The 21,772-nt window shown below is 61.5% G+C and carries 29 protein-coding genes; 4 read left to right on the top strand and 25 right to left on the bottom strand.

Going from position 1 to position 21,772, the window contains the following annotated elements; translation table 11 throughout:
* The first annotated feature begins 66 nt into the window (after nt 1-66).
* Together G3O00_RS01925 and G3O00_RS01920 are read left to right on the top strand one after the other, a co-directional pair.
* A complete protein-coding gene (locus G3O00_RS01925) occupies nt 67-1,287 on the top strand; it encodes an integrase arm-type DNA-binding domain-containing protein (RefSeq protein ID WP_206141874.1) in 1,221 nt (406 codons plus the stop codon).
* A 56-nt stretch (nt 1,288-1,343) separates the two neighbouring features.
* The gene (locus tag G3O00_RS01920; RefSeq protein WP_206141873.1) at nt 1,344-1,940 is read left to right on the top strand and encodes a hypothetical protein; all 597 of its coding nucleotides are present in this window, start codon (nt 1,344-1,346) and stop codon (nt 1,938-1,940) included.
* 40 nt (nt 1,941-1,980) lie between these two features.
* Here the strand turns inward: G3O00_RS01920 and G3O00_RS01915 are convergent, their stop codons facing one another.
* The gene (locus G3O00_RS01915) at nt 1,981-2,625 is read right to left on the bottom strand and encodes an SOS response-associated peptidase family protein (RefSeq protein ID WP_206141872.1); all 645 of its coding nucleotides are present in this window, start codon (nt 2,623-2,625) and stop codon (nt 1,981-1,983) included.
* A gap of 71 nt (nt 2,626-2,696) precedes the next feature.
* On the opposite strand from G3O00_RS01915, the gene G3O00_RS01910 reads away from it, so the two are divergent.
* On the top strand, nt 2,697-2,966 hold the full coding sequence (locus G3O00_RS01910; RefSeq protein WP_206141871.1) for a hypothetical protein: 270 nt from the start codon (nt 2,697-2,699) through the stop codon (nt 2,964-2,966).
* A gap of 105 nt (nt 2,967-3,071) precedes the next feature.
* Here G3O00_RS01910 and G3O00_RS43865 read toward each other — a convergent pair whose 3' ends face one another.
* The 11 genes from G3O00_RS43865 to G3O00_RS01855 form a co-directional block, all read right to left on the bottom strand.
* Nucleotides 3,072-4,304 carry an SGNH/GDSL hydrolase family protein gene (locus tag G3O00_RS43865; RefSeq protein ID WP_206141870.1) on the bottom strand — a complete coding sequence of 411 codons (1,233 nt, stop codon included), beginning with the start codon at nt 4,302-4,304 and terminating at the stop codon, nt 3,072-3,074.
* Nucleotides 4,305-4,379: 75 nt separating this feature from the next.
* Nucleotides 4,380-4,862 (bottom strand): DUF2514 family protein, encoded by a 483-nt coding sequence (locus G3O00_RS01900; protein ID WP_206141869.1) that lies wholly within the window; start codon nt 4,860-4,862, stop codon nt 4,380-4,382.
* A complete protein-coding gene (locus G3O00_RS01895; RefSeq protein ID WP_241024893.1) occupies nt 4,859-5,371 on the bottom strand; it encodes a hypothetical protein in 513 nt (170 codons plus the stop codon). The genes G3O00_RS01900 and G3O00_RS01895 overlap by 4 nt, the downstream gene beginning before the upstream one ends.
* Nucleotides 5,372-5,400: 29 nt before the next feature.
* On the bottom strand, nt 5,401-5,898 hold the full coding sequence (locus tag G3O00_RS01890) for a lysozyme (RefSeq protein ID WP_206141867.1): 498 nt from the start codon (nt 5,896-5,898) through the stop codon (nt 5,401-5,403).
* Nucleotides 5,891-6,013 carry a hypothetical protein gene (locus G3O00_RS43860; protein ID WP_277399240.1) on the bottom strand — a complete coding sequence of 41 codons (123 nt, stop codon included), beginning with the start codon at nt 6,011-6,013 and terminating at the stop codon, nt 5,891-5,893. Before G3O00_RS43860 ends, G3O00_RS01890 begins: the two co-directional genes overlap by 8 nt.
* A 121-nt stretch (nt 6,014-6,134) precedes the next feature.
* Nucleotides 6,135-8,528 (bottom strand): SGNH/GDSL hydrolase family protein, encoded by a 2,394-nt coding sequence (locus G3O00_RS01880; RefSeq protein ID WP_206141865.1) that lies wholly within the window; start codon nt 8,526-8,528, stop codon nt 6,135-6,137.
* A 68-nt stretch (nt 8,529-8,596) separates the two neighbouring features.
* Nucleotides 8,597-9,451: a hypothetical protein gene (locus tag G3O00_RS01875; RefSeq protein ID WP_206141864.1), complete on the bottom strand. Its 855-nt coding sequence runs from the start codon at nt 9,449-9,451 to the stop codon at nt 8,597-8,599.
* Nucleotides 9,452-9,493: 42 nt separating this feature from the next.
* Nucleotides 9,494-10,222, bottom strand: coding sequence for a DUF2612 domain-containing protein (locus tag G3O00_RS01870; protein ID WP_206141863.1), 729 nt, complete (start codon nt 10,220-10,222; stop codon nt 9,494-9,496).
* A 4-nt stretch (nt 10,223-10,226) separates the two neighbouring features.
* A complete protein-coding gene (locus G3O00_RS01865) occupies nt 10,227-11,408 on the bottom strand; it encodes a hypothetical protein (RefSeq protein WP_206141862.1) in 1,182 nt (393 codons plus the stop codon).
* Nucleotides 11,405-11,758 (bottom strand): hypothetical protein, encoded by a 354-nt coding sequence (locus G3O00_RS01860; protein ID WP_206141861.1) that lies wholly within the window; start codon nt 11,756-11,758, stop codon nt 11,405-11,407. Before G3O00_RS01860 ends, G3O00_RS01865 begins: the two co-directional genes overlap by 4 nt.
* A gap of 7 nt (nt 11,759-11,765) precedes the next feature.
* The gene (locus G3O00_RS01855; RefSeq protein ID WP_206141860.1) at nt 11,766-12,515 is read right to left on the bottom strand and encodes a Gp138 family membrane-puncturing spike protein; all 750 of its coding nucleotides are present in this window, start codon (nt 12,513-12,515) and stop codon (nt 11,766-11,768) included.
* A gap of 9 nt (nt 12,516-12,524) precedes the next feature.
* Here G3O00_RS01855 and G3O00_RS01850 point away from each other — a divergent pair, with 9 nt between their 5' ends.
* On the top strand, nt 12,525-12,896 hold the full coding sequence (locus G3O00_RS01850) for a hypothetical protein (RefSeq protein WP_241024892.1): 372 nt from the start codon (nt 12,525-12,527) through the stop codon (nt 12,894-12,896).
* Here the strand turns inward: G3O00_RS01850 and G3O00_RS01845 are convergent.
* From G3O00_RS01845 to G3O00_RS01785, 13 genes are all read right to left on the bottom strand, one after another.
* Nucleotides 12,893-13,861, bottom strand: coding sequence for a hypothetical protein (locus tag G3O00_RS01845; RefSeq protein ID WP_206141858.1), 969 nt, complete (start codon nt 13,859-13,861; stop codon nt 12,893-12,895). The genes G3O00_RS01850 and G3O00_RS01845 overlap by 4 nt on opposite strands.
* A complete protein-coding gene (locus G3O00_RS01840) occupies nt 13,858-14,175 on the bottom strand; it encodes a hypothetical protein (RefSeq protein WP_206141857.1) in 318 nt (105 codons plus the stop codon). Before G3O00_RS01840 ends, G3O00_RS01845 begins: the two co-directional genes overlap by 4 nt.
* Complete coding sequence (locus G3O00_RS01835) at nt 14,175-14,750, bottom strand: phage baseplate protein (protein WP_206141856.1); 576 nt, start codon at nt 14,748-14,750, stop codon at nt 14,175-14,177. The genes G3O00_RS01840 and G3O00_RS01835 overlap by 1 nt, the downstream gene beginning before the upstream one ends.
* Nucleotides 14,747-16,615: a mannosyl-glycoprotein endo-beta-N-acetylglucosamidase gene (locus tag G3O00_RS01830; RefSeq protein ID WP_206141855.1), complete on the bottom strand. Its 1,869-nt coding sequence runs from the start codon at nt 16,613-16,615 to the stop codon at nt 14,747-14,749. The genes G3O00_RS01835 and G3O00_RS01830 overlap by 4 nt, the downstream gene beginning before the upstream one ends.
* A complete protein-coding gene (locus tag G3O00_RS01825; protein ID WP_206141854.1) occupies nt 16,608-16,751 on the bottom strand; it encodes a hypothetical protein in 144 nt (47 codons plus the stop codon). The genes G3O00_RS01830 and G3O00_RS01825 overlap by 8 nt, the downstream gene beginning before the upstream one ends.
* A 47-nt stretch (nt 16,752-16,798) precedes the next feature.
* Nucleotides 16,799-17,362, bottom strand: a complete 564-nt coding sequence (locus G3O00_RS01820) for a phage tail assembly chaperone (RefSeq protein WP_206141881.1) — start codon at nt 17,360-17,362, stop codon at nt 16,799-16,801.
* Between the two features lie 2 nt (nt 17,363-17,364).
* Nucleotides 17,365-17,805 carry a phage protein gene (locus G3O00_RS01815; RefSeq protein ID WP_206141853.1) on the bottom strand — a complete coding sequence of 147 codons (441 nt, stop codon included), beginning with the start codon at nt 17,803-17,805 and terminating at the stop codon, nt 17,365-17,367.
* 15 nt (nt 17,806-17,820) lie between these two features.
* Nucleotides 17,821-19,296 carry a DUF3383 domain-containing protein gene (locus G3O00_RS01810; protein ID WP_206141852.1) on the bottom strand — a complete coding sequence of 492 codons (1,476 nt, stop codon included), beginning with the start codon at nt 19,294-19,296 and terminating at the stop codon, nt 17,821-17,823.
* A gap of 9 nt (nt 19,297-19,305) precedes the next feature.
* The gene (locus G3O00_RS01805) at nt 19,306-19,896 is read right to left on the bottom strand and encodes a hypothetical protein (RefSeq protein WP_206141851.1); all 591 of its coding nucleotides are present in this window, start codon (nt 19,894-19,896) and stop codon (nt 19,306-19,308) included.
* 4 nt (nt 19,897-19,900) lie between these two features.
* Nucleotides 19,901-20,272, bottom strand: coding sequence for a hypothetical protein (locus G3O00_RS01800; protein WP_206141850.1), 372 nt, complete (start codon nt 20,270-20,272; stop codon nt 19,901-19,903).
* Between the two features lie 63 nt (nt 20,273-20,335).
* Nucleotides 20,336-20,815: a hypothetical protein gene (locus G3O00_RS01795; protein ID WP_206141849.1), complete on the bottom strand. Its 480-nt coding sequence runs from the start codon at nt 20,813-20,815 to the stop codon at nt 20,336-20,338.
* A 28-nt stretch (nt 20,816-20,843) separates the two neighbouring features.
* Nucleotides 20,844-21,227, bottom strand: a complete 384-nt coding sequence (locus G3O00_RS01790; protein WP_206141848.1) for a DUF4054 domain-containing protein — start codon at nt 21,225-21,227, stop codon at nt 20,844-20,846.
* A gap of 94 nt (nt 21,228-21,321) precedes the next feature.
* Nucleotides 21,322-21,771: a hypothetical protein gene (locus G3O00_RS01785; RefSeq protein ID WP_206141847.1), complete on the bottom strand. Its 450-nt coding sequence runs from the start codon at nt 21,769-21,771 to the stop codon at nt 21,322-21,324.
* Between the last annotated feature and the right edge of the window lies 1 nt (nt 21,772).

The raw sequence follows: 21,772 nt of genomic DNA, 5'->3' as shown, positions 1-21,772 counted from the left end.
CGAAAAAACCGGGTATAAAACCGGGTATCATTGAGACTCCTTTCACCCGATACCCGGTTTCTCATCATGCCACTCACCGACATCAAGATCCGGCAAGCCAAGGCAGACAGTAAGGCTATCAAAATTACCGACGCCAATGGGCTTTACATCGAAGTCCGCCCGAGTGGATCGAAGCTCTGGCGCTACCGGTACGAGATGGTCGGAAAGGAAAACTTGTTCGCGCTGGGTGAGTACCCGCAGATGAGCCTGCAAGAAGCCCGCAAGGCGCGCGACGAGGCCCGCGCACTGGTGAAGAAGGGAATCCACCCGGCGCACGCCAGGCAGGAGGAAATCTTCAAGACGGTCGACGCCAGCAAGGAGACGTTCAAGGCAGTCTGTGACGAATGGCTCGGCAAGAAGAAAAAGGCGTGGAGCGAACGCCACCACGGCGAAGTGTCGAGCATGCTCAATGCCGACGCATACCCGATCATCGGGAGCCGGCCAATGAGGTCTATCACCTCGCAGCACATTTTGGCGATGGTGCAGCGGGTCGAGATGCGTGGGTCGCCAACCGTTGCGATCAAGCTGCGCCAGTACACCTCATCTGTGTTTCAGTACGCTGTCATCACGCAGCGCGCCGACGCGGATCCTGCGTCCGTCCTGCGCGGCGTCACCATTAAGCCGCCCACGGAAAACTCTCGCCCGTTGACGCACGCGGAAATGCACGCCATCTACCGCTATCTGCCCCACTATCAAAGCCGGCGTACCGCGATCGCGATTAAGCTCCTGATGTACTTTTTCACGCGCACGATTGAGCTATGCCGCGCACGCTGGGAAGAGATCGACCTCGAGGCCAACGAGTGGAAGATTCCTCCCGACAAGATCAAGTCGAGGCGCATGCACATCGTGCCGATCGCCGAGCAGCCCAAGGCCCTGCTGCTCGAACTGAAGAGGATGTACGGCGGCAAAGGATGGTTGCTCCCGATTCTCCATAGCAACCGGAAAAATCCCCACATGGCACGCGGCACCGTAAACAAGGCGCTGGAGTACATTTTCGCGGACAACCAAGAAGCCGTGACAGGTCATGACTTCCGTGCGACGGCGTCAACCTATCTGCATGAAATGGGGTGGCGGGACGAGGTCGTCGAGATGCAACTCGCGCACAAGGACAAGGACAAGACCCGCGCCACCTACAATCACGCGAAGTACATGCCCGAGCGCCGCGAGATGATGCAAGCCTGGGCAGATTGGCTAGACGGCGTCGAGAAGTTTGCGCTGGAAAATGCCGATTCAGAAAAGGCGGCATGACCCGTAAACCTGATTGTGCGATGTAGAATCAGGCCGATAATAATCGGGGAATTAGAATGAGAAAAATAGCTATCGGGTGCCTTCTTGCCGTATTGCTGTCCGGCTGCGACAAGCCGTCAACTAGCGACGCGCAGCCGGCATCGACAAGCGTTGCGCCTGCTGCAGCATCAGGGGCGACCGCAGGCGCGCAATCGGCGCCAGCACCTATCGCGGAAGAGAAGGCCCCAGAATCATCGTGGACCTACAACGAAGATCGCGATCAGATGCGCGGGACAATGCAGTACAGCGCATTCACCGTATCGTCAAACGAACTCAACCTGCCCTTCCCGTACCAAGGCGGCTCTCACCTGATGATTGCCATTCGGAAGACTGCCGAGGGGCACACCGAGGCGTTCATGGCGATAAAGAAGGGGCAGCTCACGTGCGGATACCCCGGATGCCAGGCAACCGTGAAATTTGATGACCACGCCATTTCAAAGGTCTCGCTTTCTCCAGCTGCGGGAGGAGCAACGGAAGCGGCGTTTCTCAACAACGCGCCCGACTTCATAAAGCGAATCCGGTCATCCAAAAAGCTCATCGTCGAGCTGGCTATCTATGACGCCGGACTGCAGCAGTTCACGTTCGATACGGCTGGGCTCAAGTGGGATCACTAGCGAGCACATTTGACCGCGCGCTCCCGCACCCGATGCAGCCCTAGTCTCGCTTGTCCGGCTCGGCGATCATCTCATCGGCCGGGTAAAGCTGCAGCATCGCGCGCGCGGCGTCGACGTTCTTCGTGTGCAGCCACTCGTCGTAGTCGGCCGGCCGCAGGATCACGACCGAGCGCTTCTCGTCGCCCGGCTTGTGCATGTGCTTCATCACCTGGTGCTGATCGGCGTTGACGGTCAGCATCGACATCGCGAGCGTTTCCGCGCCGTCAGGGCCGCGCCACGCGCGCCAGATGCCGGCGACACAGTACGGCTGCCAGTCCCCAACGCCGATTCGGTAGCGCACGTGCTTGCCTGTCTCCCAGTTGGGCTCGTAGATCCACGCCGCGGGAATCAAGCAACGCTGTCCCGCGCGCCAGGCCGTTCGATACGCCGGCTTCTCGGCAACCGTCTCCGAGCGTGCGTTGACGGTCATGAACTTCTTTCCGGCCGGCTGGAACGCCTTCGGCATCATCCCGAAGTTCGCAACCACCGCTTCCGCTTCCACGCCGGCTGCGCGCACGATCGGCGCGAGGTAGTCGGGGTAGATCTCAGGTTTCCACGGGAAGTCCCGATGTAGCTCGCTGAACGGCTGGATCTTCAGTTCGCGAAGCTCGTAGTCCTCATGCGGCGCACGGTAGTTGGTACACATCGACCGCCCCCTATTTTTCGGCTTGACGGCCCCATCTTACCCCGGGATATACTGTATATCCATACAGTATAATGCCCACGACCATGCTTCGCCAGCCGCTGCCCGCCTTCCAGTCACCGTCCAATCGCGAGCTGCGCGAGATGTGGCGGAAGTACCCAGACGGTCACGAGGTGCGGCGCTTGGTCCTTGAGATTGCCAGATGTCGGCGCCAATTCAGGGATGCGGAGGAGCTCCGGGTGACGGTTCAGAAGGTCTGGGACGAGGATGCCGGCGGCCACCTTGTCGCCCTTTACAAGCTCCGCCTGATTTTGCAGGACGAAGCCCGATTCGCCGAGGACTGAACGCGCACTGATCACACGCGAAATCGCATGATCCGTCACGCTCGGAAACGGAAACGCCGCGCGGCCGAGCCGACCTTCTACACCGAAGTCAAGAAGTGATCTTTGTCAGCTCGCGACCTCGAACGCACCGATCATGTTGGCTGCAATCATCCCGTGCCCCAGCTGGTTCGGGTGCAGCCTATCGGACGTGAAGTCCTTCGTATCCATCCCGTCGAAGATCGAATGGTTGTCGATCACATCGAAGCCACCGGCGGCGCCCGTCTCGTGAATCACGTCGCGCACGTCGGCCGTCGTAAACACATAGGTCGGCGGGGCTTCGAGCACCGGCGCTGCGGGCAATGCGTTCATCAGGACCAAGTTTGCATGCGGCGTGATCTTGTCGATCAGCGCCTGCAAGTTGGCGCGGAACTTTTCGAGCGTGTTCGGCGGGGTCGGCCCGCTCACCGCGATACGGTCGTTCGTGCCGAGCTGCATGATCACGTAATTGAGATCCGGCGAAATGATCGAGGGCCCGATCTTTCCGAAGTTCAGCGCCGCATACTTGAACGTATCGATTCCAATGATCGAGTTGTTGATGATGGTGCAGGTCTTGCGAATCACGATCCCTGAGAGGCGCAGCAGATGGACCCCAGCACGCCCCGCCGGATACCGCGCCTCGATGCGCACGAGGGCGTCCCGCACGTAATCGAAAGTGTGCGTCCGGCGCGTGTTGTGAGCGAGCGCCTCGGCATCTGTCGAGAAAACGCCCAGGCTCGCATCGTTGACGAACACCTCGTAGTCGGCCGATCGCTCAGGCACGGAGTGATAGATGATGGCGAACTCGGTACCCGTGAAGCGAAATGCGAGCGACCCCGTACCGCCCGGCGCGATCGCCAAGTCTTGCCGGCGGCCGCGCAGCGCTGTCGGATCTGAGACATTCGAGCTGGTCGCTGGCCCCGACAGAATCGGTTGCAAGAACGGCGCGGCTCCCGGGAAAAGCACTAGCTCGCGCGTGTATGTCGTTGTCGACTGACCGCTGCGCGAGAAGCTCCAGTTCGAATGCACCGGCTCGGCGTCAGGGAAGAAGCGCCGACCGATGTACCGCTTGAACTCGTTGGCAAATGACGGCGATTCGAAGTTGTCACGGGGATCGGCCAGCGTGCCATCGCGCGGATTCTGCTCAGGATTCTCAGGCAGCAGTGCACCCCAAAATATGGAGTCGCCGGCGAACATAAGCGTCGTCTGCTGCTCGAGCGGATCCTTCAAGGAATTGCGCAGTGCGCGCAACTGACCACCATGCAGTTTGAACTGCGGGAGCACGTCATAGCGCTCGCGCACGTCATCGAAAAACTCGTCCACTCGGAAAACCCCGCAAATCTCGTATGTTTACTGTTCCGTAATCATACAAGACTAAGGGCAAGTTCTTGCAGGCAATCAACGAGCGGGGCCAGTCAGGGAGTCGTAGTCGCGCTCGCATTGCTTGCCGGCGATGCCCCGATCGTCAGCGATCTTTGCCAGCTCTCCCGCGCGGTCGTCAATGCTGCCGAGCACGTCGGCGAGCACACCGATGGGGTCGCCGGCTGGCGCGCTTCCGGCGGAAGCGGCGGGATGGCGGGCGGCTGCGACGAGCTGATCGACGCGCTGCTGCAGGCTGCCAGCGGCAGCACGAGCAGCAAAAGCATCCGCGAGCGCTGCCGTTCGTTGTTGGTTCGCATCTTTCGCAATCTCCGTTTGAGCCGCGGTGCGGCGTTGTTCCTCGGCGCGCGCGGCATTTACCGCCTTCGCTTGAGTCGCCGCGGCGTCAGCCTTCATGCCCGCGATCTCCCGCGCGCTGATCAGGTGCTCGCCATAGCTGCCGGCGGCAAAACCGAGCAGCACGGCAAGCACATACGGCCAAACCAGCTTCAGAAGTGTCATTTCCGCTCCTTCGCGTGCAGTTGCTTGAGCTCGTCCGGCGAGTAGACGAAACCCGGAAGCAGGAACGCCTGCACGCTCCAGACCGGGTCGCTTTCCTCGTGCCGGCCGTGATCCTTGCCCCGGTGATGGAGCGCACACAGCAGCAGTTGGTTGTAGGTCGAGTCGACGAACGTCTCAGGCCGGGCCGGGTCGAACGCCTCCCATTCGAAGCCCTGCGTCAGCTTGATAACGTCCCAGATCGGGTGCTGGAGCGGAATCGGCACAATGCGACGCAGCTTGTGACTGAACATCGTGTCGCACTTGTTGAGCGCAACCTCGCGGATCCACTTCCAGTCGATCGCGTGCGAGAACGCCCATTCGAAGAACCGGTGGTGTGACTCAACCGCCTGGTCATCGCCGCACACCGCGCAGACGTAGCCTCCGGCCGACTTCATCGAGCGCTTGCTCGCGCGGAACGTCGGAGACTCGGTGCGAGGCTCGTGATCCGGGTAGAAAACGTCCTCGGACAACGTTCGTCGCGTCTCGTGAGTTTTCGTTGTCATAGGGCACGCTCGCAGAGTGCACGCTCCTCAGCGCGTCGTTTCACCAGACCCGGCAGCACGCGGCCACCGGCCGTCACCCACTGCGGCCGGCCGTTGTCCGCCTCGTTCATCGCACGGCACGCGCCCTTCCAGTCGCCGGCGTTGAACCGCTTCGCAGTCGTGCTGCCGCAGTACGCCGACTGTCCGATGTTGTAGGCCCAGCTCACCGCAGCCGCGAGCTGGTACGTGTGTCCCTTCAAACCCGGCGTGCATTTCAGTACCGGATCGGCATGCGCGATCAACTGCCGCTCGAGAGACTCGCGGCACTCGGCCTCGCTGTATCGCTGACCAACCACCACATTCGTCGTATCGCCCATGCACTTCGTGGGGATCCCGACCGGGTCGAGATAGCCGAACAATTTCGTCCCCTCGAACTTCGGGACGATGGAAAAAAGAATGGCTGCCGCAGCAGCCCCCACAACACTCACGAGCGTCTTCCTCGGTACGTTAGCCATCCAGTAGTCCCCCACGCTTGCCCTTGTTCTTGATCAGGAAGTACGCCTGTAGCCCGATGTAACCGAGCGTCGCCAACGCGACGTACCAGTTGATGTCGTGGCTAGTCAGCCACAACCAGAAATTTCCCCCTACCGCGGGCGTAACCTTCGCCACACTTGCCGCGAGATCGCTCTTCATCGAGTCCCTGTAAAGAAAAAGCCGCCAGGGTTGGCGGCTCGAGTGAAGCGGGCTGAGATCACGCCCTGTTGATTGCGTCGATGATATTGCTCGACATCAGACGGTGCCCCAGTTCGTTCGGGTGCAGTCCGTCAGCCGTGAACTGACTGACCGGCGCCCCTTGGAACATCTCGAGGTTGTCGATGAAGTCGACGCTGCTGGATTTCGCCAAACACTTCAAAATGTTCCGAATGTCGAGCATCGATCCCCAGTACGTCGGCGGCCCGTCGTTCAGAGCCGCATTGGCGACCATGATGATCGGTAGGCAGCCGTCAGGCATCAGCGCAAGCATCTGGCTGAGATAGTTCGATACCGTTGCCGGCGTTGGATACTGCGGGGCAGCCGCTGCAATTCGATCGTTGGTGCCAAGCTGGATGAAGCAGAACGAGTCCCTCGACTCAACCGCAACGCCCTTCCCATACCCGTTGTTCGTCGGATATGCACTTGCACTCGCATACTGGAATGCGACGAGGCCTTCCATGTAAAACGCGATATGCGCGCTTGCGCTCGGAAGAGTTTGAAGCGTCAGCGATGCCGCGCCCGCAGGGAACCGTACGAGATGCTGCTGCTGGAAGGCCGGAGACGGAGTGACACTGCTGAACGTGTCGATAACAGTCGCGCCGTTCAAAACGTTGACCGTCGCTCCATTGCCAAGGCCGCTGAATCCGATCAGCAGCGAATCAGCTCCGGCGGGGATCGGACAAGTGACCGAATACGTGCCGCCACCATACATGTCGAGCTGGATCTGCTCTCCAGTCGCACTGCTTGCCGTGGTAACGTCCGTCTCACTCACCGGACCACCGCTTGACCCAGCGGTAATCGTAGCGCCGAAACCGCTTTTCACTTTCTGAAGCGGCGGAAACTGAAGTTTCGACGTCGGGAAGTTGTACGTCAGATACGATCGTGTCGTCGCACCGCTGATCCCTTGGTTCTTGACGCGAATTTGCTTGGGAATCTCCAGTGCGCCGGCATAGACGGATGACGTCGACGTCCCATCTGCAGGCGCGACAAATTCGATCTTGACCGTCGCGTTACGCGCGAACGGAAATGCGTGGTTGCGCTTGAAATTGTAGAACGGGTTGGGCTGCCCGATTCGACTCGCATTCATATCGAACGGCGATCCGGCGAGCAACATGCCGTTGATGTACACGTTGTAGCGATCGCTTGAGTTCGTGCCGTCAAAAACAAACGTGAACTGCTCACCAGTCATATTGAACGAAATCGACCCGAGCGCACCTTGCGGGACCGAGAACCGTCGTTGAGCGCCGGCGATCGACGTCGCGCTCGCAGCGAGCGAATGTGCAGCACCGCCTGAGACGGCATATGTGAATGGTCCTGTATCGAGAAACCCCAGATCGATAGCTCGCTGATGCGTCGTAATGCAAGCACCATTGCCAGCACCCGATGTCGCATACGGCCAATCCGTGTTCGTCGTCGTCACGCCATACGATGGCCCCAGCGTTTGCGCGAACCAGCGCTTCATATTGTTCACGTAACTGCCCGTCAGGGAGTTATCGCGTGGGTCTCCGAGCGTACCATTACGAGGATCAGTCGCTTCGGTGCCGCTCGTGCCGATACCCCATGTGATCGAGTCGCCAACGAACGTTACCGAGAGGAGTTGCGTGAGCGGATCTGCGATCGCGGCTGCAAGCGCACGAAGCTGGCCGCCGTAGTAGTTGCACGAACCGTTGCGCCCGAAGAATGACGTCGACTCATGCGTCCAACGGATCTTTCCACCAACGTTGAATCCTCCATTGCGATAGGAATTCTGAGTCGGGATGGCGGATACAGCGTAGACCCGTCCTTGCAAGTCGACAGGTTTGTTCTTGTAGCCTGACTCGAGCGTAGTGAACGCTCCATCATCAAGAGTCGCGCCATCGCCGGCGCAACCCCAAAACAGCGGCGATGCGGCACCCGAGAACACCCGCCGGAACACCTTGCCACCTGTCGTGATGATGACCGTTCCACCATCGTCGACAACACTGGTCGCAAAGTCGTCGCGGATGAACGAGCCCGCGATCCCAAGCGGCTTTGCAGATACGCGGAGCCCCGTAACCTGGAGAGCCGAAGCCGTGCCGCTATAGGCACGAAACGCGGTGTAGTCCGTGACCAGTACGGGCGGGATCGCGGTAGATGCTGCGAGAGCGGACGATGCTGCGGATGCTGCGCTGTTCGTTGCGCTCGAAGCGGAACCTGAGGCGCTGGTCGCGGCAGCCGTGGCGCCGGCCAGAATTCCGTCGGCGCTCTGGTTGATCTCACTGTCTTTGTCGGCAAGAAACTTCGCCACTGATGGAACGTCTCGACCATCGGTCGTTGAGTACGAATCGCTCGGTCCGCCATTGGTGAATGTATCCACACGGTCGGCATCAGCTTTGAACCCATTTACAGCATCGGAGAGAGTGTCGTAGCTCATTCGTAGGGACGAAAAAAAGCCGCTCGAGGCGGCTTTGGTTGACTAAACGAAGGGATGGGATGACTGCGTTAATTCCCTACGTACTGCACAAAGCAGAGTGCGAAGTACGGCGGCCTGATGTCGATCGATTGACCTCCACCGGCATTCATCGTCGTGATGCCCGTGGTTGCAGCATTCACGGTGAGACCAGTTTTCACCGCGGTCGTTGAGTACGAATCTGCGCGGTCGTTGTTATATGGGCCATTACCCTGCCCGTATGTCGTGTCAACGACACCCACGCGTCCGATCGAAGTCGTGTGCACGTGAGGCGCCTCGGTCGTGTCGTGATGGTGTGGGTTCTCATTGACATCGTGGTTGTGCAAAGGCATCTGAGCCGCAGTCAGCGTCACCGAAGCATTGCCGCCGGTCGCCCCTTCGGCATAGGTCGCGCCGGCGCCGACGATGAACCTGTCTCGCAGGTCAGATGTACCGTTGGCACCGTCCGCCAAATACCATCCCGCACCCCAGACCGAGGCGATATTTGCGGGGGCGCCTGCCCACATGCGAACTTCCCCAACCCGAGGCAAAAACAGCGCATTCGCGTGCCCCAGATTGAGGGCGTCGTGCGGATCTGTGGCGTCCGCAACCTGAAAACGTTGGGCCGCATCTCCGTTCTGCGCGGCGGACGAGGAAAGAAGATTCGTGAGAATCGCCCCCGTTGTGCCATCGTCGATAACCGGCTGATTCGTGCGAGCCACGATGAATTGCGCGAGCACCGCGCCCATGATGCTGCTCTGGCGCCATACCTTGTTGAGAAGATTAGATCGCGCTGTTCCGGCGACGAAGCCCTTGCTTAGAGCGGTGCTAGCCGCATAGTCGGCCTGCCCCATGACATTCGCGCCTGCCCCGACCGCAAAGGCGAGGAAGTCGTTTTGGACGGACATTGAAACTCCGATGTTTTTCGGCGCGAATCTCGCGCGACAGAATCAGGCCGTTGCGGCCGGCAAAGTGACGTTCACGAGCGTGGCAATCTCGTTGGCTTCAGGCCCAACGATGGACACCCAGTACAGGTTTGTGACGATCACATTCAAATCATCAGTTCCCCACGCGCCCTCGTCGAAGCCTGCGACATACTCGTTGCTCATGTCGAATCCGAAGATAGGAGAGCCAAACTCGGACGTGACCGGGTACCAATCGATTCGCACCCCGGACGGCTTAATCGGTAGGTACTGGTTGAACAGCAAACTGAGAAACGTGATCGACGGGATCGCATTCGAGATTCCGATCGTCATCGACATGTCGAAGTTGTCCTCGACGAAAATCAGGGTGCCGCTCTCCGGAGGAAACAGAATCTGCAGCAGCTCTGCGAGAGATTCGGTTGTCCCGTCCCAGTTGTTAGCCGCGATCTTGGCGATGATCAACAGCCGGTAAGTGTCGTCATCGAGCGAAGTGATCACCGACGTCGAGATGGTCGGCCCGTCAGGCGAATAGTCGACCTTAGGGATCACCACCTGCCGACCGATTCCGACCCACTCCCCAACAACGTTGAGTTGCGCTCCTTTCGCCGATTCGAGATCGAACTGACCGGGCATCGAGAGCAGCACATTGATCTGATCGACGACCGGCTGAATGAGCGTCGAAACCGTCGCCATGAACTTCTGACGCGGCTGATGTTCCGACGTAATCAGGTCGGTGTAGTCGTTTGTTTGAGCCATGCGATCAGCCTGGTGTGATTGTCACGCTGTCCGTACTACACGATGCCGACTCATTGAAGAGCAACGCAACATCCGGCAATCCTGCGCCACGAGGCCCCGTCAGGACGAGGCTCAGAATTCGGAACGTATTCCCGCTGGCAACGCCCTTCGCCGCGGAAACGCAGTAATCCCACTCGACGTTTCCAGATGCGCCGCCGCCGATCGCCACGCCCTCGATGTACGCTGCAATCGCGCTCTGAACTGACGCACCGATCGCCTCCGTGTAGCCGCTCAACGGCTTAATGGAGACCGCGACCGAGATCGGAGCATCGGTAGGCCGGAAGAAGCTGATCGTGACCGGACGTCCGTAGCGATTCAGAATCGTCTCGCTTGTCGTTCCGTATGTGTCGGCGCCGGGCGTCTTCTTCGTTGCAATTGCATGTGCGATTGCGATCGCATCTCCACCCTCGACGACGAGCGAGATCGAGTTTCCCGGGATTCCGTTCGCGTCCGATACTCGCTTGTCGTTCTCGTACATCGCGTAACGAGTCACGCCGGCGGTGTTTGCCACCGCGCCGATGATCCCGTCCAATACAGTCAGCGACGGAAGCGCCGTCGAGACGGTCTGACGCTGGCGCAACGCAGCATCCATCTCGACTGGTGCACCCGTCGCTGCGTCGGACGAGTTCGTCACGGTTTGCCATCCGCGCGTCGGCGTCGAGATCTGGTTGATCGCTCCGCTCCGCGCCGTCACCGCTCCGATATTCGCGCACGTCGCAGTCACTGTGATCTGGCCGCTCGGCGGGATTACGACAGTCACGGGCAGCATCCACTTCACGTCGTTCGCATCCTTCGCTGCACCGTTTGTGATTGTCGTGCCCGCCTGTCCGACGAGCGTCAGATCTGCGGTCGAGAACGATGCAACCTGCCGGCGGATCCCGTTGATCTTGACGTTGCTCGACAATGCAGCGCCCTGCGCCGACGACGGGCTATACGAGTTGTAGATCGCGACTGCAGAGGAATTCACATCGTTGAGCGCCCTCGCGAACACACCGAGCAATTGGCCGTCTTGGCTGTCGGGATCGAGGTACACGTCCGCGCCGTAGATCGCGCGGTACTGAGTTTGAAGCCATGCGAAGATGTCCGCATAGGTCGGTGCACTGATGCCGTTTGCATCTATCGTGGGCGCGATGGTCGTGATCGTCACAATGTTGCCTGTACCGTAGTGGTGCCGTAGATGGTGGTGATCGTCGCGGCGACAGTCAGCTCGCGCGTGCTGGGATCAACTGAGCTCGAGTAGCTCGTGATCTCGGTCACGCCCTGCGTACCGAGGATGCATTGACGAATCGCCGAGTCGTATGTGCCGCTCGTATACTTCCCGAGCACGTCAGTAGCCCACGGCATACCGACGGTGGTATCGAGGAACCACTCACCGCGCAGCAGCCGCAAGCGCGTCAGAACGGCCTGCGCGACGGCCTCGGGCGTGTTCACGAGAAAGTCGTTCGCCCCCCCGCCGAAGACGTAGTCGCCATCAGCGTCTTGCTTTCGGTATTTCATTGGAGCCTCAATTGACCTGACCGGTATTCCCGCCATGCGCGTCCGGATGCGTGTGCGTGTCGTCGACCCGCTTTCCGTTCGCAGTGATCTGCCCGATCACGTTCAAGATGCCGTTGAACACGGCCGCGGCTCCGCTCGCCGCGCTGCCCACCATGCCGCCAACGAACGTCAGGAGTCCGGTTATCGTCACGGCAGCGGAGAACGTCGACAGCGGCGCGACGACATCGAAGCCGCCGGGCGCTACGATCTTGACCTTCTGCAATGACGGATTCAGATCGATATACGTCGCACCGTCGTCGCTGCGCAGTTGCGTCGAGCTTCCGCTGACGCCAGCCAGCGCGCGCGGCCGCGAGCGAAAACCGAGCAGAACGAACCCGTCAGATAAGTCGTGCATGCGCAGTTCTGCCTGCTCCTGCACGCCGCCCGACTGCCACCAGGCATCGATGCAGCGCGACGCGAAAACGACGAGGCATTCATCGCCGGTCTGCACCGGGAAGGTGAGCGTACAATTCCCGCCAGCGGGAAACTGAACCGGGCAATCGACCAGCAACGGCAGAGCGACGCTCGTGATCGTGCCGTCGATGCCGCGAACCAACGCCTTGATCGCAGGCTGAACGCTGCATGTCGGCGGCCGGTCTCCCGCGCTATCGAATGACTGGATGATGCCGGGCATCGCGGTCCATAGGCCGGTCCGCAGCCCGTCGAAGGCTTCGCGAAGTGCGACCTCCGGGTCGCCGACTCTTTCACGTCGATCCATGAGATGAAAATGAAAAAACTGCTGTTTATCGCCGCGATGCTCACATCGTCGACAGCTTTCGCTGACGACGCCTACGTGTATCCGTTCGCTGGCATGAAGGTGGGTGAAGCGACCACTTCCGAATTCCCGACGATCCTGTACACCTCGCGAAAATGCGAGCTTCCACTCACGAACGCAGCGAACATGCGGCGTTACGAGTCGTACCGAGGCGTCTGGGATATTGGCTGCTGGGGCGAAACGATCGATGGGAACGCGGTCATCGTCGTCTCCAACACGCCGACGAAGTCGATCGCACTCAACTCGCTCGCTCGCGCCGACGTGGACAGCTACATCAACTGGGCAAAAATCACCGTCAAGGCGTTGCCGTCATACGGCCTCTAACCGAACCTCTTGATTACGTTGTCAGGAGGTACGGTCGCCTTGTCCCGGAATGAATCCGGAAGCACTGTGACGTCCGCGGCAAGGCAGATCGTGTCCGTGTAGAACTCGTTTCCGCGCGTGTCTCCGGAGTGCTCCGCGAGCATTACGTAATAGAACCCGTCGTCCTGCAGCTTTGCCTGCATCTCGATCCGCTCGTTCTCTGCCTGCTGCCCAGTGTTGAGGCTGTACTCGTACCGCTGCACGCTGGCATTGTCGATCTGGATCAGACGCCCGATCTTGACGCTCGGATTGATCAGCATCTTCACTTCGATGCCGTTCGCAGTCTGCTGAGGTAAGCCCACCATCCCGGTTTCAGAAGTGATCACCGGGATCTCGCCCGGTAGATATGCCGTTTCCGGCACCATCACGACTTTTCCGTCCTGAATGCTCCACACCGTCTGCGTCGTGCGGGCGAGAGATCTCAGGAAGTCGCGCGCCATTCCGAACATCACCTTTCCGCGCGGCAGCGGATTCGACCGCAGCTCCGGCAAGTAGCCCTGCGTCACGCCGAACGGATTCATCGCCGTGCACGCTGCAGCGACATGATCGCCTGCCGTTGAGCCGGCCGCTAGCGTCGAATTGACGACCGCGAAGTTGTACGCCGAATCACCATCGGCTGCGGTGATGTCGAGGAACGTGTCGGTCTGACTCTCTCGGCCCCGGCGCACCTGCTTGATCGAGCCGTCGAAGATGATCCCGAAGTTGCCCTCGTAGCCGGCCTGCAGCACCACGCGCGTGAACTCCTTTTGCGCACGACGCGCCGTGGTCGCCGACACGTTGTAGACGCGAATCCGCGCTGAGTTCGGCGTCTGAATGTCTCCTCGCTGCACACGGAAGACGATGCGCAGTTCGGATAGGTCGAGCGCTTCGCCACTGTCGAAGCCTATGATCAGCGATACCTTTCGCCCGAATTGCTCCGTGCTCATTCGTCTGTCACCCAGAAAACATGCGATCCGATCCCGAGATCTTCGAAGGTCGGGACATTGTCGGGATCATCACTGCCCTGCACCCACAAGCGCCCCTGAAAGCCCAGGTGCCGGTGCTGCGCGAGCAGGTCGACGCCAGTCACCAGCGGGATGCCGGAGATAAGTGGGTTGTCGGAACCGTCCGCGATGTCGAGCACCCAGCCCGCACCACCAACCTTTCGGTACTGAATCGTGAGTCGGTAATCTACGCCGCTGAGCGTCACGGTGAAGCGCTCGGGACGCGGCGAAAAAGGAATCTCGAAGTAGCTCGCCATCACATACTCTCCGGCGGCACTGAGCCGCCAGGGGCCGGCGTCGCTGGCACTGCAGCCTTGACGCCACCGTTGCCGGTTTCCGCCGTCGACGCCGGGTCGGCCTGGTCCTCGCGCGGCGGCAGCTTCGTCGCCTGCGTCGATACGATCCTGATCTGCTTGAGCGTCGCCATAAGCACGAGCGCGCTCGACGTCTTCGGATCGGTAGTGAGCCGCAGCCCCTGCAGCAGCATGTTCTGATACAGGCGCCGGCTCGTCGTAACGTCGAACGGCGTACGCGCCTGCTGCAGCGCGAGCAGCTGCGAGTAGATCGCGTTGACGTACTGTGCCGATGGCAGGCTGCCACCATCGAACGTTGCCTCTGCAGCGCCGAGCAGAGCCTCGTAGTCGGAGTTGCTCCAACCGCACCGCATCACGACGTCCGGCTGGCGCTTGAAGGCGTGATCGGTGATCTCTGCCCCCTTCTCGACGGGGTGCTCGGTGATCGTAAGCTCGTCGTTGTAGACCTCTTCGATCGCGACTTGCACCCTGATACTGCCGATCTTCTTCGGCGAGATCGTGATCATGTCAAGGATCATGCAATCACCCCCTGAAGATTTCGCACCATGTCTCCATTCACCGCACGCTGCTCACGCTCGACCGCGCGCCCCGTAGCCGACGGGTCGCTGGTTCCCGCCACATGGATCTCCGTGTTCTGGTTGACCTCGATGCGTTGTGTGCCGGCATGCGCCGACTGCGCAGCCACACCGGCCGGCTGTTGGTACGTCGCCCGCGTATTCCGAAGTGCAGCCTCCATCTCCGCAGCCGAGATGCTCGCGCGGTTGTTTCCCGTCCCAGCGTAGTAACTGCGGCCGGTCTCCGGATCCGCGACGCTGGCCCACTCGCGCGAGGCCGCGCGCAACGCTGCGCGCAGATCGTCACTGCGCCCTTCGATGTAGTCGGCGATCGCGCGGCGCTTGTCGCGCACCAGGTAGTCTCGGAAGATTCGATCCTGCAACTGCCTATCGAACACTTCGTCACCGCCCAACTTCAGTGCGCGCGCGGCGTCGGCCAGAGTGCTCCCGATGATCTGGTATCGGCCGGCTGCATTGAACTGCCCCGCTCGCTGCGCCGCCATGACCTGCGCAAGCGTCATGCCCTCGATGTTCTCGGTGCCCGCGCGATACCCGCCACGCTGGCCGCGATTGACGCTGTTGTAGTCACCCTCGCCGCGCGAGATTAGGCGCCCAAACGCCGAATCTGCGAGCCGCTGCCAAACCGACGGCGATTGCGACGGCGCCTGTCTCGCATTCGCCATGTCTGGCGACCACTGCTGACCGGCTTTCGGCTGACGTTGGTCGAGCGTCTGGCGCTCGCCCTCGTTCAGGTCTTCGCTGTGAAACAGCAAGCCGATGCCGCCAGCCAAACGCCCGGCCCACGGCAACAGACGCCCCAACAGGCCGCCTACGCCTCCGGCTGAGCCGGCCGCCGATGCTGCGGCGCTGGCTGCGCCCATCGCACGTAGCGCCGCGACCATCTTCCAGATCCCACCGATTATCTGGAATCCACCCAGCACCTTGAACACGCCGGCGAGAAACAGCAACTTCGTCGACCATCCGTCGGTAGCCTTGTCGAGTGCGATGAACTGGTCGGCAATCGCCGCCAGCGGTGGCCCCATTACCTCTGCGGCCTTCAACACTGCGCTCGCGATGTCGGCGATCCGGTTCGCGATCTCCGCACCGTGATCGTCCATCCAGCGCTGAAAGCGATCGAGATGTGGACCGATCTTCTGTAGCATCGCCGCTTCGACGCGGATGCCGAGGTTCTCGAACGTCGTGCCGAGCCCCCGCAACTGCGTCATGAATCGATGCGAGTCGTCCGCAGCCTTGTCAAGGCCGGTGGACTTCGACATCTCGCGGTACTGCGTCAGGAACTTCGAAAAGTCCCCGTTGCGCATCGCGAGCATCAGGTTCTCATCGATGCCGAGGATGTTCCCGTACTGGCTGGCTATCCACGTCGGCTTCTTAGCCAGCGCCGATCCGAGATCCGACATGATGTCGACCGTGTCCCGCAGCTCGCCGTTGGCATTGCGCGTCTGCACGCCTAGCGACGCGAGATAGCCCTCGCCGGCCGGGTTGTTGCGCAGGAACCGCGCGAGGTTCTCGATCGTGCCGGTCGCAGCCTCGGCCGAGACGCCCATGTTCTTCGCGGCGAACTCGAACGCCCGCAGGCTTGTCGCCGATGCACCTGTGCGCTGCGCCACGAAGTAGAGGCGCTCAAGCTTCGACGCGAATGCTGCGACGCCGGCGCCAACTGTCAGCGCCGCGCCGGAGATCGTACCGATAAGGCGGACGACGCCCTTGGTCGCGTCATCAACGCCTTCCCTGAAGTTCTTCAGGCCCTTCTCGTCGACCTTGAAGCCGAGCGCGACCAGAAACTCGCGGATGACGACGGTATCAGCCATTTTCTCTTTCCATCTTGCGGCGGAACGCCGCGTCGTTGTCCGCCCGGACGGCAAGGGAATCGTTCATCAGCGCAACATCGGCGAGGCCGAGCGTTCCGTCGAGCAGCGACTCGTACCGGCACATCTGGGCGTGCACGGGAGCAAGCAGCCAGTCCTCGCCGCCGGGCAGCGCGCGGATCCCGCCTACGTCGCCGCCGGGCTGCTCGCTTGGCTGGTAAGCAGCCCGCTGATAAAAGGGCCGAGATTCGCCACCACGACGCGCACGACGAGCGGCAGCATCACGTCGATGCCGATGTCGTCGAACATCGACGTTTTGTGGGCGGCATTCCAGACTTTCGCCCATCCCGGGCCCTGCCAGCGCTCGACAACGGACAGGCACGTGCCGAAGACATATTCGGCGTCCTCGTCCTTCAGGCTAGCCAGCGCGTCGGCGAACGGCTGCAGCACCGGCGCGATCGCGTCGACCATCGACAGAAGCTCGCGCGAGCGGTCGGCCGTAAGTTCCGGCGATTCCGTACCAGGCACCTCTGTGTCGCCAGCGCCTTCGGCGAGTGCCGCGAGCGCGGCGTTCGTGCGCGCCTGCTCGCGCGCAACGTCGGCCAGCTCGAGCTCAGCGTAAAACTTCATCAGCACCGGGATCATCGGCGGGATGATCGGCGCGATGCGCCGCGACACGTGGAACTGCTGTATCGCGCTCAGCTTGCCGATCCCGTACCGCACACCGTTCAGTTGGACTTCGGTCGTCATGCTCAGTACGTCCCGAGGATGTTGTCGATCTTGATCGCGTCGAAAACCCATTCGACGATGTCGCCGTCCTTCGCATACTTCAGGTCCGGAGCCTTCTTGAACGCGCAACTGCGCGCGGTCGTTACGTCGCCGGCGGCCGTCTGCCGAACCTCGATCAGGTTCTTGCCCCACAACCGACTGTCGAGCGACTGCGCGTCGTACAGCGCCATCAGCTTCGCGTTGATCGGCGCCGTTTTCAGGTATCGCAGCGTGACCTGACCGGACTTGTCAGCATGCAGGCTGTGCATACCTTCGCCGTCCGAGCCGATCGTCATCGTGTTCTTGTCGCCCGCGCGCACGATCGTGATGCCTTCTTCCGCCGTCGCTTCGCCGTAGCCGAGGGAGAACACACCGCCGGGGCCGACGATGGTCGACGCGACGTCCTGAAAGCTGTAAGTCGTCATGTTGTGTTGCCTCTATTAGCGGTTGACGTTGACGAGAATGTCAACGCTGTGGATCGCGCCGGCTTCCTTAGCCGCGACCTGGAACGTGACCGACTTGCGCGCCTCGCGGTCGGCCTGCGACTGCGTGGCGATCGGCGGCGCATAGACGTAGTAGCCCTGCGCCAGCGTGTCGCCCTGATTGAGCGCACCGAAGCCGGCCGAGTTCCAGACGCCCGGCGCGAGATAGCCGTTGTTCACGCCAGCCTCGCAGGCCGATGAGATCTTCGCCGCGATCTGCGCGTTGCCGCCGTCGGTCTGCGGGATCTTCGTGGGGCTCTGGTACATCAGGTTGTAGACGTCCGTCTCGATGCGGTTGCGGAACCAGATCGCGTTGTAGACGGAATCTGCGAACAGACCGCTCGGCGTCACGCCGTACTGGATGATCGACGTGTTGTTGCTGTATCCAACAAACACATTGCAGTTCTTCGCCTGCAGCGTGTTCGCCTGCGTGCTGGACAGCTGTTCGGCAGCGACGCTCGGCTCCTGCTTGAACATGAGCGTGAGCGTCGTGTTGTTGCCGTCGAAGTTCACCGTCAACAGGCGGCCGAGCAGTGACGACACGGCATACGGCGTCGAACTCGAGTACTGCAGGATGGTGTACTTCAGATTCAACGCCTTCAGCTTGCTCGCGATGTCGGTCGACACCGTCGAGTCGAGCACCTGCGGGCTCTGCGTCGTGATGCCGTAGATATGGCGCTGATCTGCCTCGATGAGCGATGCGACCGCGATGTGCTGCGTGTCGGTGATCGACGCGTCAGCGAAGTTGAGACTGAGGAACTGGTTCGCAAAGCGGTCAAGGAACACCGCAGCAGCGTCGGCCGGCTGCTCCGGTGCAATACCGTCCGCCGGCGTACCGGCGAGGCTGCTGGTCAGGCCGAGCATGGTCGAGACGTCCGCGCCACTGCCCGGCGCAGTCGCGTAGCCGACGGTTGAGCTGGTACCGGACGTGCTCGACGTCACGACGAATTGCGAGCCATTCCACGCGATCGTCGCGCCGGTCAGCTTCGCGTTGACTACCGTCGCAACGCCGTTCAGGTTCGTCTGCGCCGAGAAATCGAGCGCGGTGACAGTCTTCGCGGTACCGTCGATCGAGATGTTGAACGCGCCCGTTGTGATCGCCTTCCAGGCAGTCATGTCCTGCTGCGCGGTCGACAGCGCGCCGCCGCGCAGCGAGCCGGACGTTGCCGTCTTCGCCCACCGGCCGATCATCAGCTGTTGGGGTTGCGGCGTCTGGTTGAAGTACAGAGCCGCAGCGTAGTACTCCGGCGTATTCGTTCCGAAGTCGGCCGTCACCTCGTCGATGCTGCCGTACGAGCGTGCGCGCTCGTTCGTATCGATGATGGCCGACGGGCCGAGAATCAGCCCAGTGTTCATGTTCGCGCCTTGCGCCGCGAGAGCGGCAAGGTTGATCGTCACGTGGATCAGACGCGATACCGGCAATCCGTTGGACATGCTGGTCCCCTACGAGTGGATGTTCGAAACGCCGGCCATTGGCGCCGACGAATCCGTCGTCGTCGCTACGGTGGCCGATTTGAGGTTGAGGACCGCATAGGTCCGGGTGATCTTGCGGCGCAGTTTCACGGTCATGTCGTAGCTCCTCACCCACTGCTGGTTGACCAGGTCGGGCGCGGCCCGAATCGGTCCGACGCCGACGAACGCCATGTCCTGCAGTTGAAGCTGCTCACGGTTCTGCGGAATCGCGAGTCCGTCGGCGATCCGCTGCGCGTAGCCCTTCGCGCGCGGCCCGTAGAACGTGCACATGACGTCGAGGTCCTGATGCCGCACGTACGTGTCGCTGCCATCGCCAGTGCCGTCGTGCTGGATCGCCGGACCTGCGTCCGGTTCCTGCTCCTGCACGCCGAACGCGCACCAGTCGGTGCCCGGCTCGGGCTGTTTCGGAACGGTCGGCTGCCAGCGCGGCCGCACGAGGTCCGGCGGCAGCGCCGTGATACCCGCGATGAGGTCATGGACCAAATCGTCGAGAGCATCGTCCTCGGCCGGCGGCGCATCGACGGATGGCGCCAGGTATCCGCCGGTCGAGCTGTCGGTCATGGGGTCATCCCGAAAGAGGTTTTAGGTCGCACGTCGCGCAGACGAAGCCACGGCCGAAGTGCGAGTAGTCGTTCACGCTGACGACCGTGTAGGCGCGGCCGGACCAGACGATCTCGTCTGCATCAAAGCCAGCACTGCCGTCGATCAACCGGAATGGCGTGTGAATCGTGATCGACCCGTTGATCCGGCTTCCGTCCGCATTTCGGTGAAGAAGGTCGCCCTTGTCACTCGTCACGACGCCAGCGAAAGTCGTGGCCGTCGGCGTGTTTTGCGCACGGCCGTGCGCGTCGGTGATCTGCGTCATGCGGTTGCAGACCAGCCCCATGTCCATGAAGTCTGGGTCGAGCAGGACGTCGACGACGTCGAGTAGAGCCATAGTGGGAGCGCCAACGAAAAAGGGTCGCGCGGGGCGACCCTTGTGAATCGGGGAAACTTCAGACTACTTCTTGCGGACCACGTATGTGATCGAATTGCGGTACTGGCCAGTGTCGACCAGCGTGTTCTCGCGCGTGATGCCACGCCGGCGCCGCGCCTCGAGCGTCGACTCGGCCAACTCAGGCGCAACGTTGCTGTTCACTTTAGTACGCACCGAATTCTGCGCCGCGAGTCCAGCCATATTGAGTCGGCGATTAACCTGCTCGAGGTCTCCGTCGAGTGCCGCCTCGACGCCCTTCTGTAACTGCGGCTCGAACTTCGGGCGCGCGTCTTGCACGCCCGGAACGAGGTGCGGGCGCGCCGGGATGTTGTTCGCCGGCGAGCCGCTCTCCATGATGTAGCCGATTTCGGCATTGCTGAGCGGTTGCCCCTGGTCCTTGCGGCCGGCGGTGCTGTCGGGCACGCCGACCAGCACCTCTCTCTGAACCAATCCGCTGATCGACTTCAGCACTTGGTCGAGGCGATCGATTTTGATGCTGCTCATCAGTTTCTCCAGACGAGCAGCGGGACGGCTAGAACTGCAAGCCGCCGGCGCCCATCATGCGTGCTAGGCTGAGGTAACGGACGCCGTACATGGTCCCGTTCCAGAAATCGCCGTCCTTGACCGCGACGGCTGAGGTGTCGTAGCTCGCGCTCACCTTGTCGACAGACTTCGACGATTGAGGCCCGGTCACTTGACCGGGAACACCGCCGACGGCAGCCGTATTGATGTCGCGCGTCGCGAGCGCGACGTGATGCGCGGTGACCAGGCCGATGCCGATGTCCGTCAGTTCCATCCAACGGCTCGGGTTCACGAGAGAAACCGCGACCGTCAGCCAAAACTGCACGAGCGAGTCCGGGAACTTCGTGGAGTCCGAAAATTCGTCGAATGCTTGTCGAAATCCTGTGATGTCCACTAGTCACCTGAAAAGGAGTGCGCGCGGCGCCGGATTTGCCGCACCGCCGCGCGCGGGAGCGAGGGGGATGCACCTCAGTGCATCATACCCCCAATCACGACTGGCGCTTTCCGCCTTGCGGCTTCGCCTGGTTGCCGCCGCTCTGTTGCGCTGTGTCAGCAGCAGCCTGCGCCACGGCACGTTGCGCTTCCTCGAACTCGGCCACCCGAGCATCGAATGCACGCTCACGTTCGGCGAGCGTTGCATTGCGCTCATCGAGCTCGGCGGCACGCTTGTCGAGATCGGCCGCGCGAGCCTCCAGCGCGATCTTCTCGCCCTGCAGGAACTCGGCGGCCGCCTTCAGCTGCGCCTCGCTCTCTGCGGAGCCGCTGTCAGCGGAATCTTCACGAGCGGCATCGCCCTCGATCGGCTCGCGTGTGTGGTGCTGAACGTACCAGTGCGCGGCCACCGGCTTGGGGAAGTTGTGTTCCCCGACCGCGAATTTCTCGGTCGAGCCGTCGTCGTGACGCAGCGTGAACGCGGTATGGACGTGTAGTTTCGGCATG

This window comes from Burkholderia sp. Ac-20384 (assembly GCF_017104605.1).
In the GTDB taxonomy this organism is placed as follows: Bacteria; Pseudomonadota; Gammaproteobacteria; order Burkholderiales; family Burkholderiaceae; genus Burkholderia; species Burkholderia lata.
This window is presented reverse-complemented; position numbering and strand designations above follow the sequence as displayed.

What these genes read in the sequence shown, in the direction of transcription:
- G3O00_RS01900 (WP_206141869.1), bottom strand. Translation starts at nt 4,862, where the DNA reads ATGACACTTCTGAAGCTGGTTTGGCCGTATGTGCTTGCCGTGCTGCTC.
- G3O00_RS01910 (WP_206141871.1), top strand. Translation starts at nt 2,697, where the DNA reads ATGCCCACGACCATGCTTCGCCAGCCGCTGCCCGCCTTCCAGTCACCG.
- G3O00_RS01845 (WP_206141858.1), bottom strand. Translation starts at nt 13,861, where the DNA reads ATGAGCACGGAGCAATTCGGGCGAAAGGTATCGCTGATCATAGGCTTC.
- G3O00_RS01875 (WP_206141864.1), bottom strand. Translation starts at nt 9,451, where the DNA reads ATGTCCGTCCAAAACGACTTCCTCGCCTTTGCGGTCGGGGCAGGCGCG.
- G3O00_RS01870 (WP_206141863.1), bottom strand. Translation starts at nt 10,222, where the DNA reads ATGGCTCAAACAAACGACTACACCGACCTGATTACGTCGGAACATCAG.
- G3O00_RS01840 (WP_206141857.1), bottom strand. Translation starts at nt 14,175, where the DNA reads ATGGCGAGCTACTTCGAGATTCCTTTTTCGCCGCGTCCCGAGCGCTTC.
- G3O00_RS01810 (WP_206141852.1), bottom strand. Translation starts at nt 19,296, where the DNA reads ATGTCCAACGGATTGCCGGTATCGCGTCTGATCCACGTGACGATCAAC.
- G3O00_RS01850 (WP_241024892.1), top strand. Translation starts at nt 12,525, where the DNA reads ATGAAAAAACTGCTGTTTATCGCCGCGATGCTCACATCGTCGACAGCT.
- G3O00_RS01805 (WP_206141851.1), bottom strand. Translation starts at nt 19,896, where the DNA reads ATGACCGACAGCTCGACCGGCGGATACCTGGCGCCATCCGTCGATGCG.
- G3O00_RS01925 (WP_206141874.1), top strand. Translation starts at nt 67, where the DNA reads ATGCCACTCACCGACATCAAGATCCGGCAAGCCAAGGCAGACAGTAAG.
- G3O00_RS01820 (WP_206141881.1), bottom strand. Translation starts at nt 17,362, where the DNA reads ATGACGACCGAAGTCCAACTGAACGGTGTGCGGTACGGGATCGGCAAG.
- G3O00_RS01835 (WP_206141856.1), bottom strand. Translation starts at nt 14,750, where the DNA reads ATGATCCTTGACATGATCACGATCTCGCCGAAGAAGATCGGCAGTATC.
- G3O00_RS01785 (WP_206141847.1), bottom strand. Translation starts at nt 21,771, where the DNA reads ATGCCGAAACTACACGTCCATACCGCGTTCACGCTGCGTCACGACGAC.
- G3O00_RS01795 (WP_206141849.1), bottom strand. Translation starts at nt 20,815, where the DNA reads ATGAGCAGCATCAAAATCGATCGCCTCGACCAAGTGCTGAAGTCGATC.
- G3O00_RS01830 (WP_206141855.1), bottom strand. Translation starts at nt 16,615, where the DNA reads ATGGCTGATACCGTCGTCATCCGCGAGTTTCTGGTCGCGCTCGGCTTC.
- G3O00_RS01890 (WP_206141867.1), bottom strand. Translation starts at nt 5,898, where the DNA reads ATGGCTAACGTACCGAGGAAGACGCTCGTGAGTGTTGTGGGGGCTGCT.
- G3O00_RS01800 (WP_206141850.1), bottom strand. Translation starts at nt 20,272, where the DNA reads ATGGCTCTACTCGACGTCGTCGACGTCCTGCTCGACCCAGACTTCATG.
- G3O00_RS01880 (WP_206141865.1), bottom strand. Translation starts at nt 8,528, where the DNA reads ATGAGCTACGACACTCTCTCCGATGCTGTAAATGGGTTCAAAGCTGAT.
- G3O00_RS01855 (WP_206141860.1), bottom strand. Translation starts at nt 12,515, where the DNA reads ATGGATCGACGTGAAAGAGTCGGCGACCCGGAGGTCGCACTTCGCGAA.
- G3O00_RS01815 (WP_206141853.1), bottom strand. Translation starts at nt 17,805, where the DNA reads ATGACGACTTACAGCTTTCAGGACGTCGCGTCGACCATCGTCGGCCCC.
- G3O00_RS01920 (WP_206141873.1), top strand. Translation starts at nt 1,344, where the DNA reads ATGAGAAAAATAGCTATCGGGTGCCTTCTTGCCGTATTGCTGTCCGGC.
- G3O00_RS01915 (WP_206141872.1), bottom strand. Translation starts at nt 2,625, where the DNA reads ATGTGTACCAACTACCGTGCGCCGCATGAGGACTACGAGCTTCGCGAA.
- G3O00_RS01860 (WP_206141861.1), bottom strand. Translation starts at nt 11,758, where the DNA reads ATGAAATACCGAAAGCAAGACGCTGATGGCGACTACGTCTTCGGCGGG.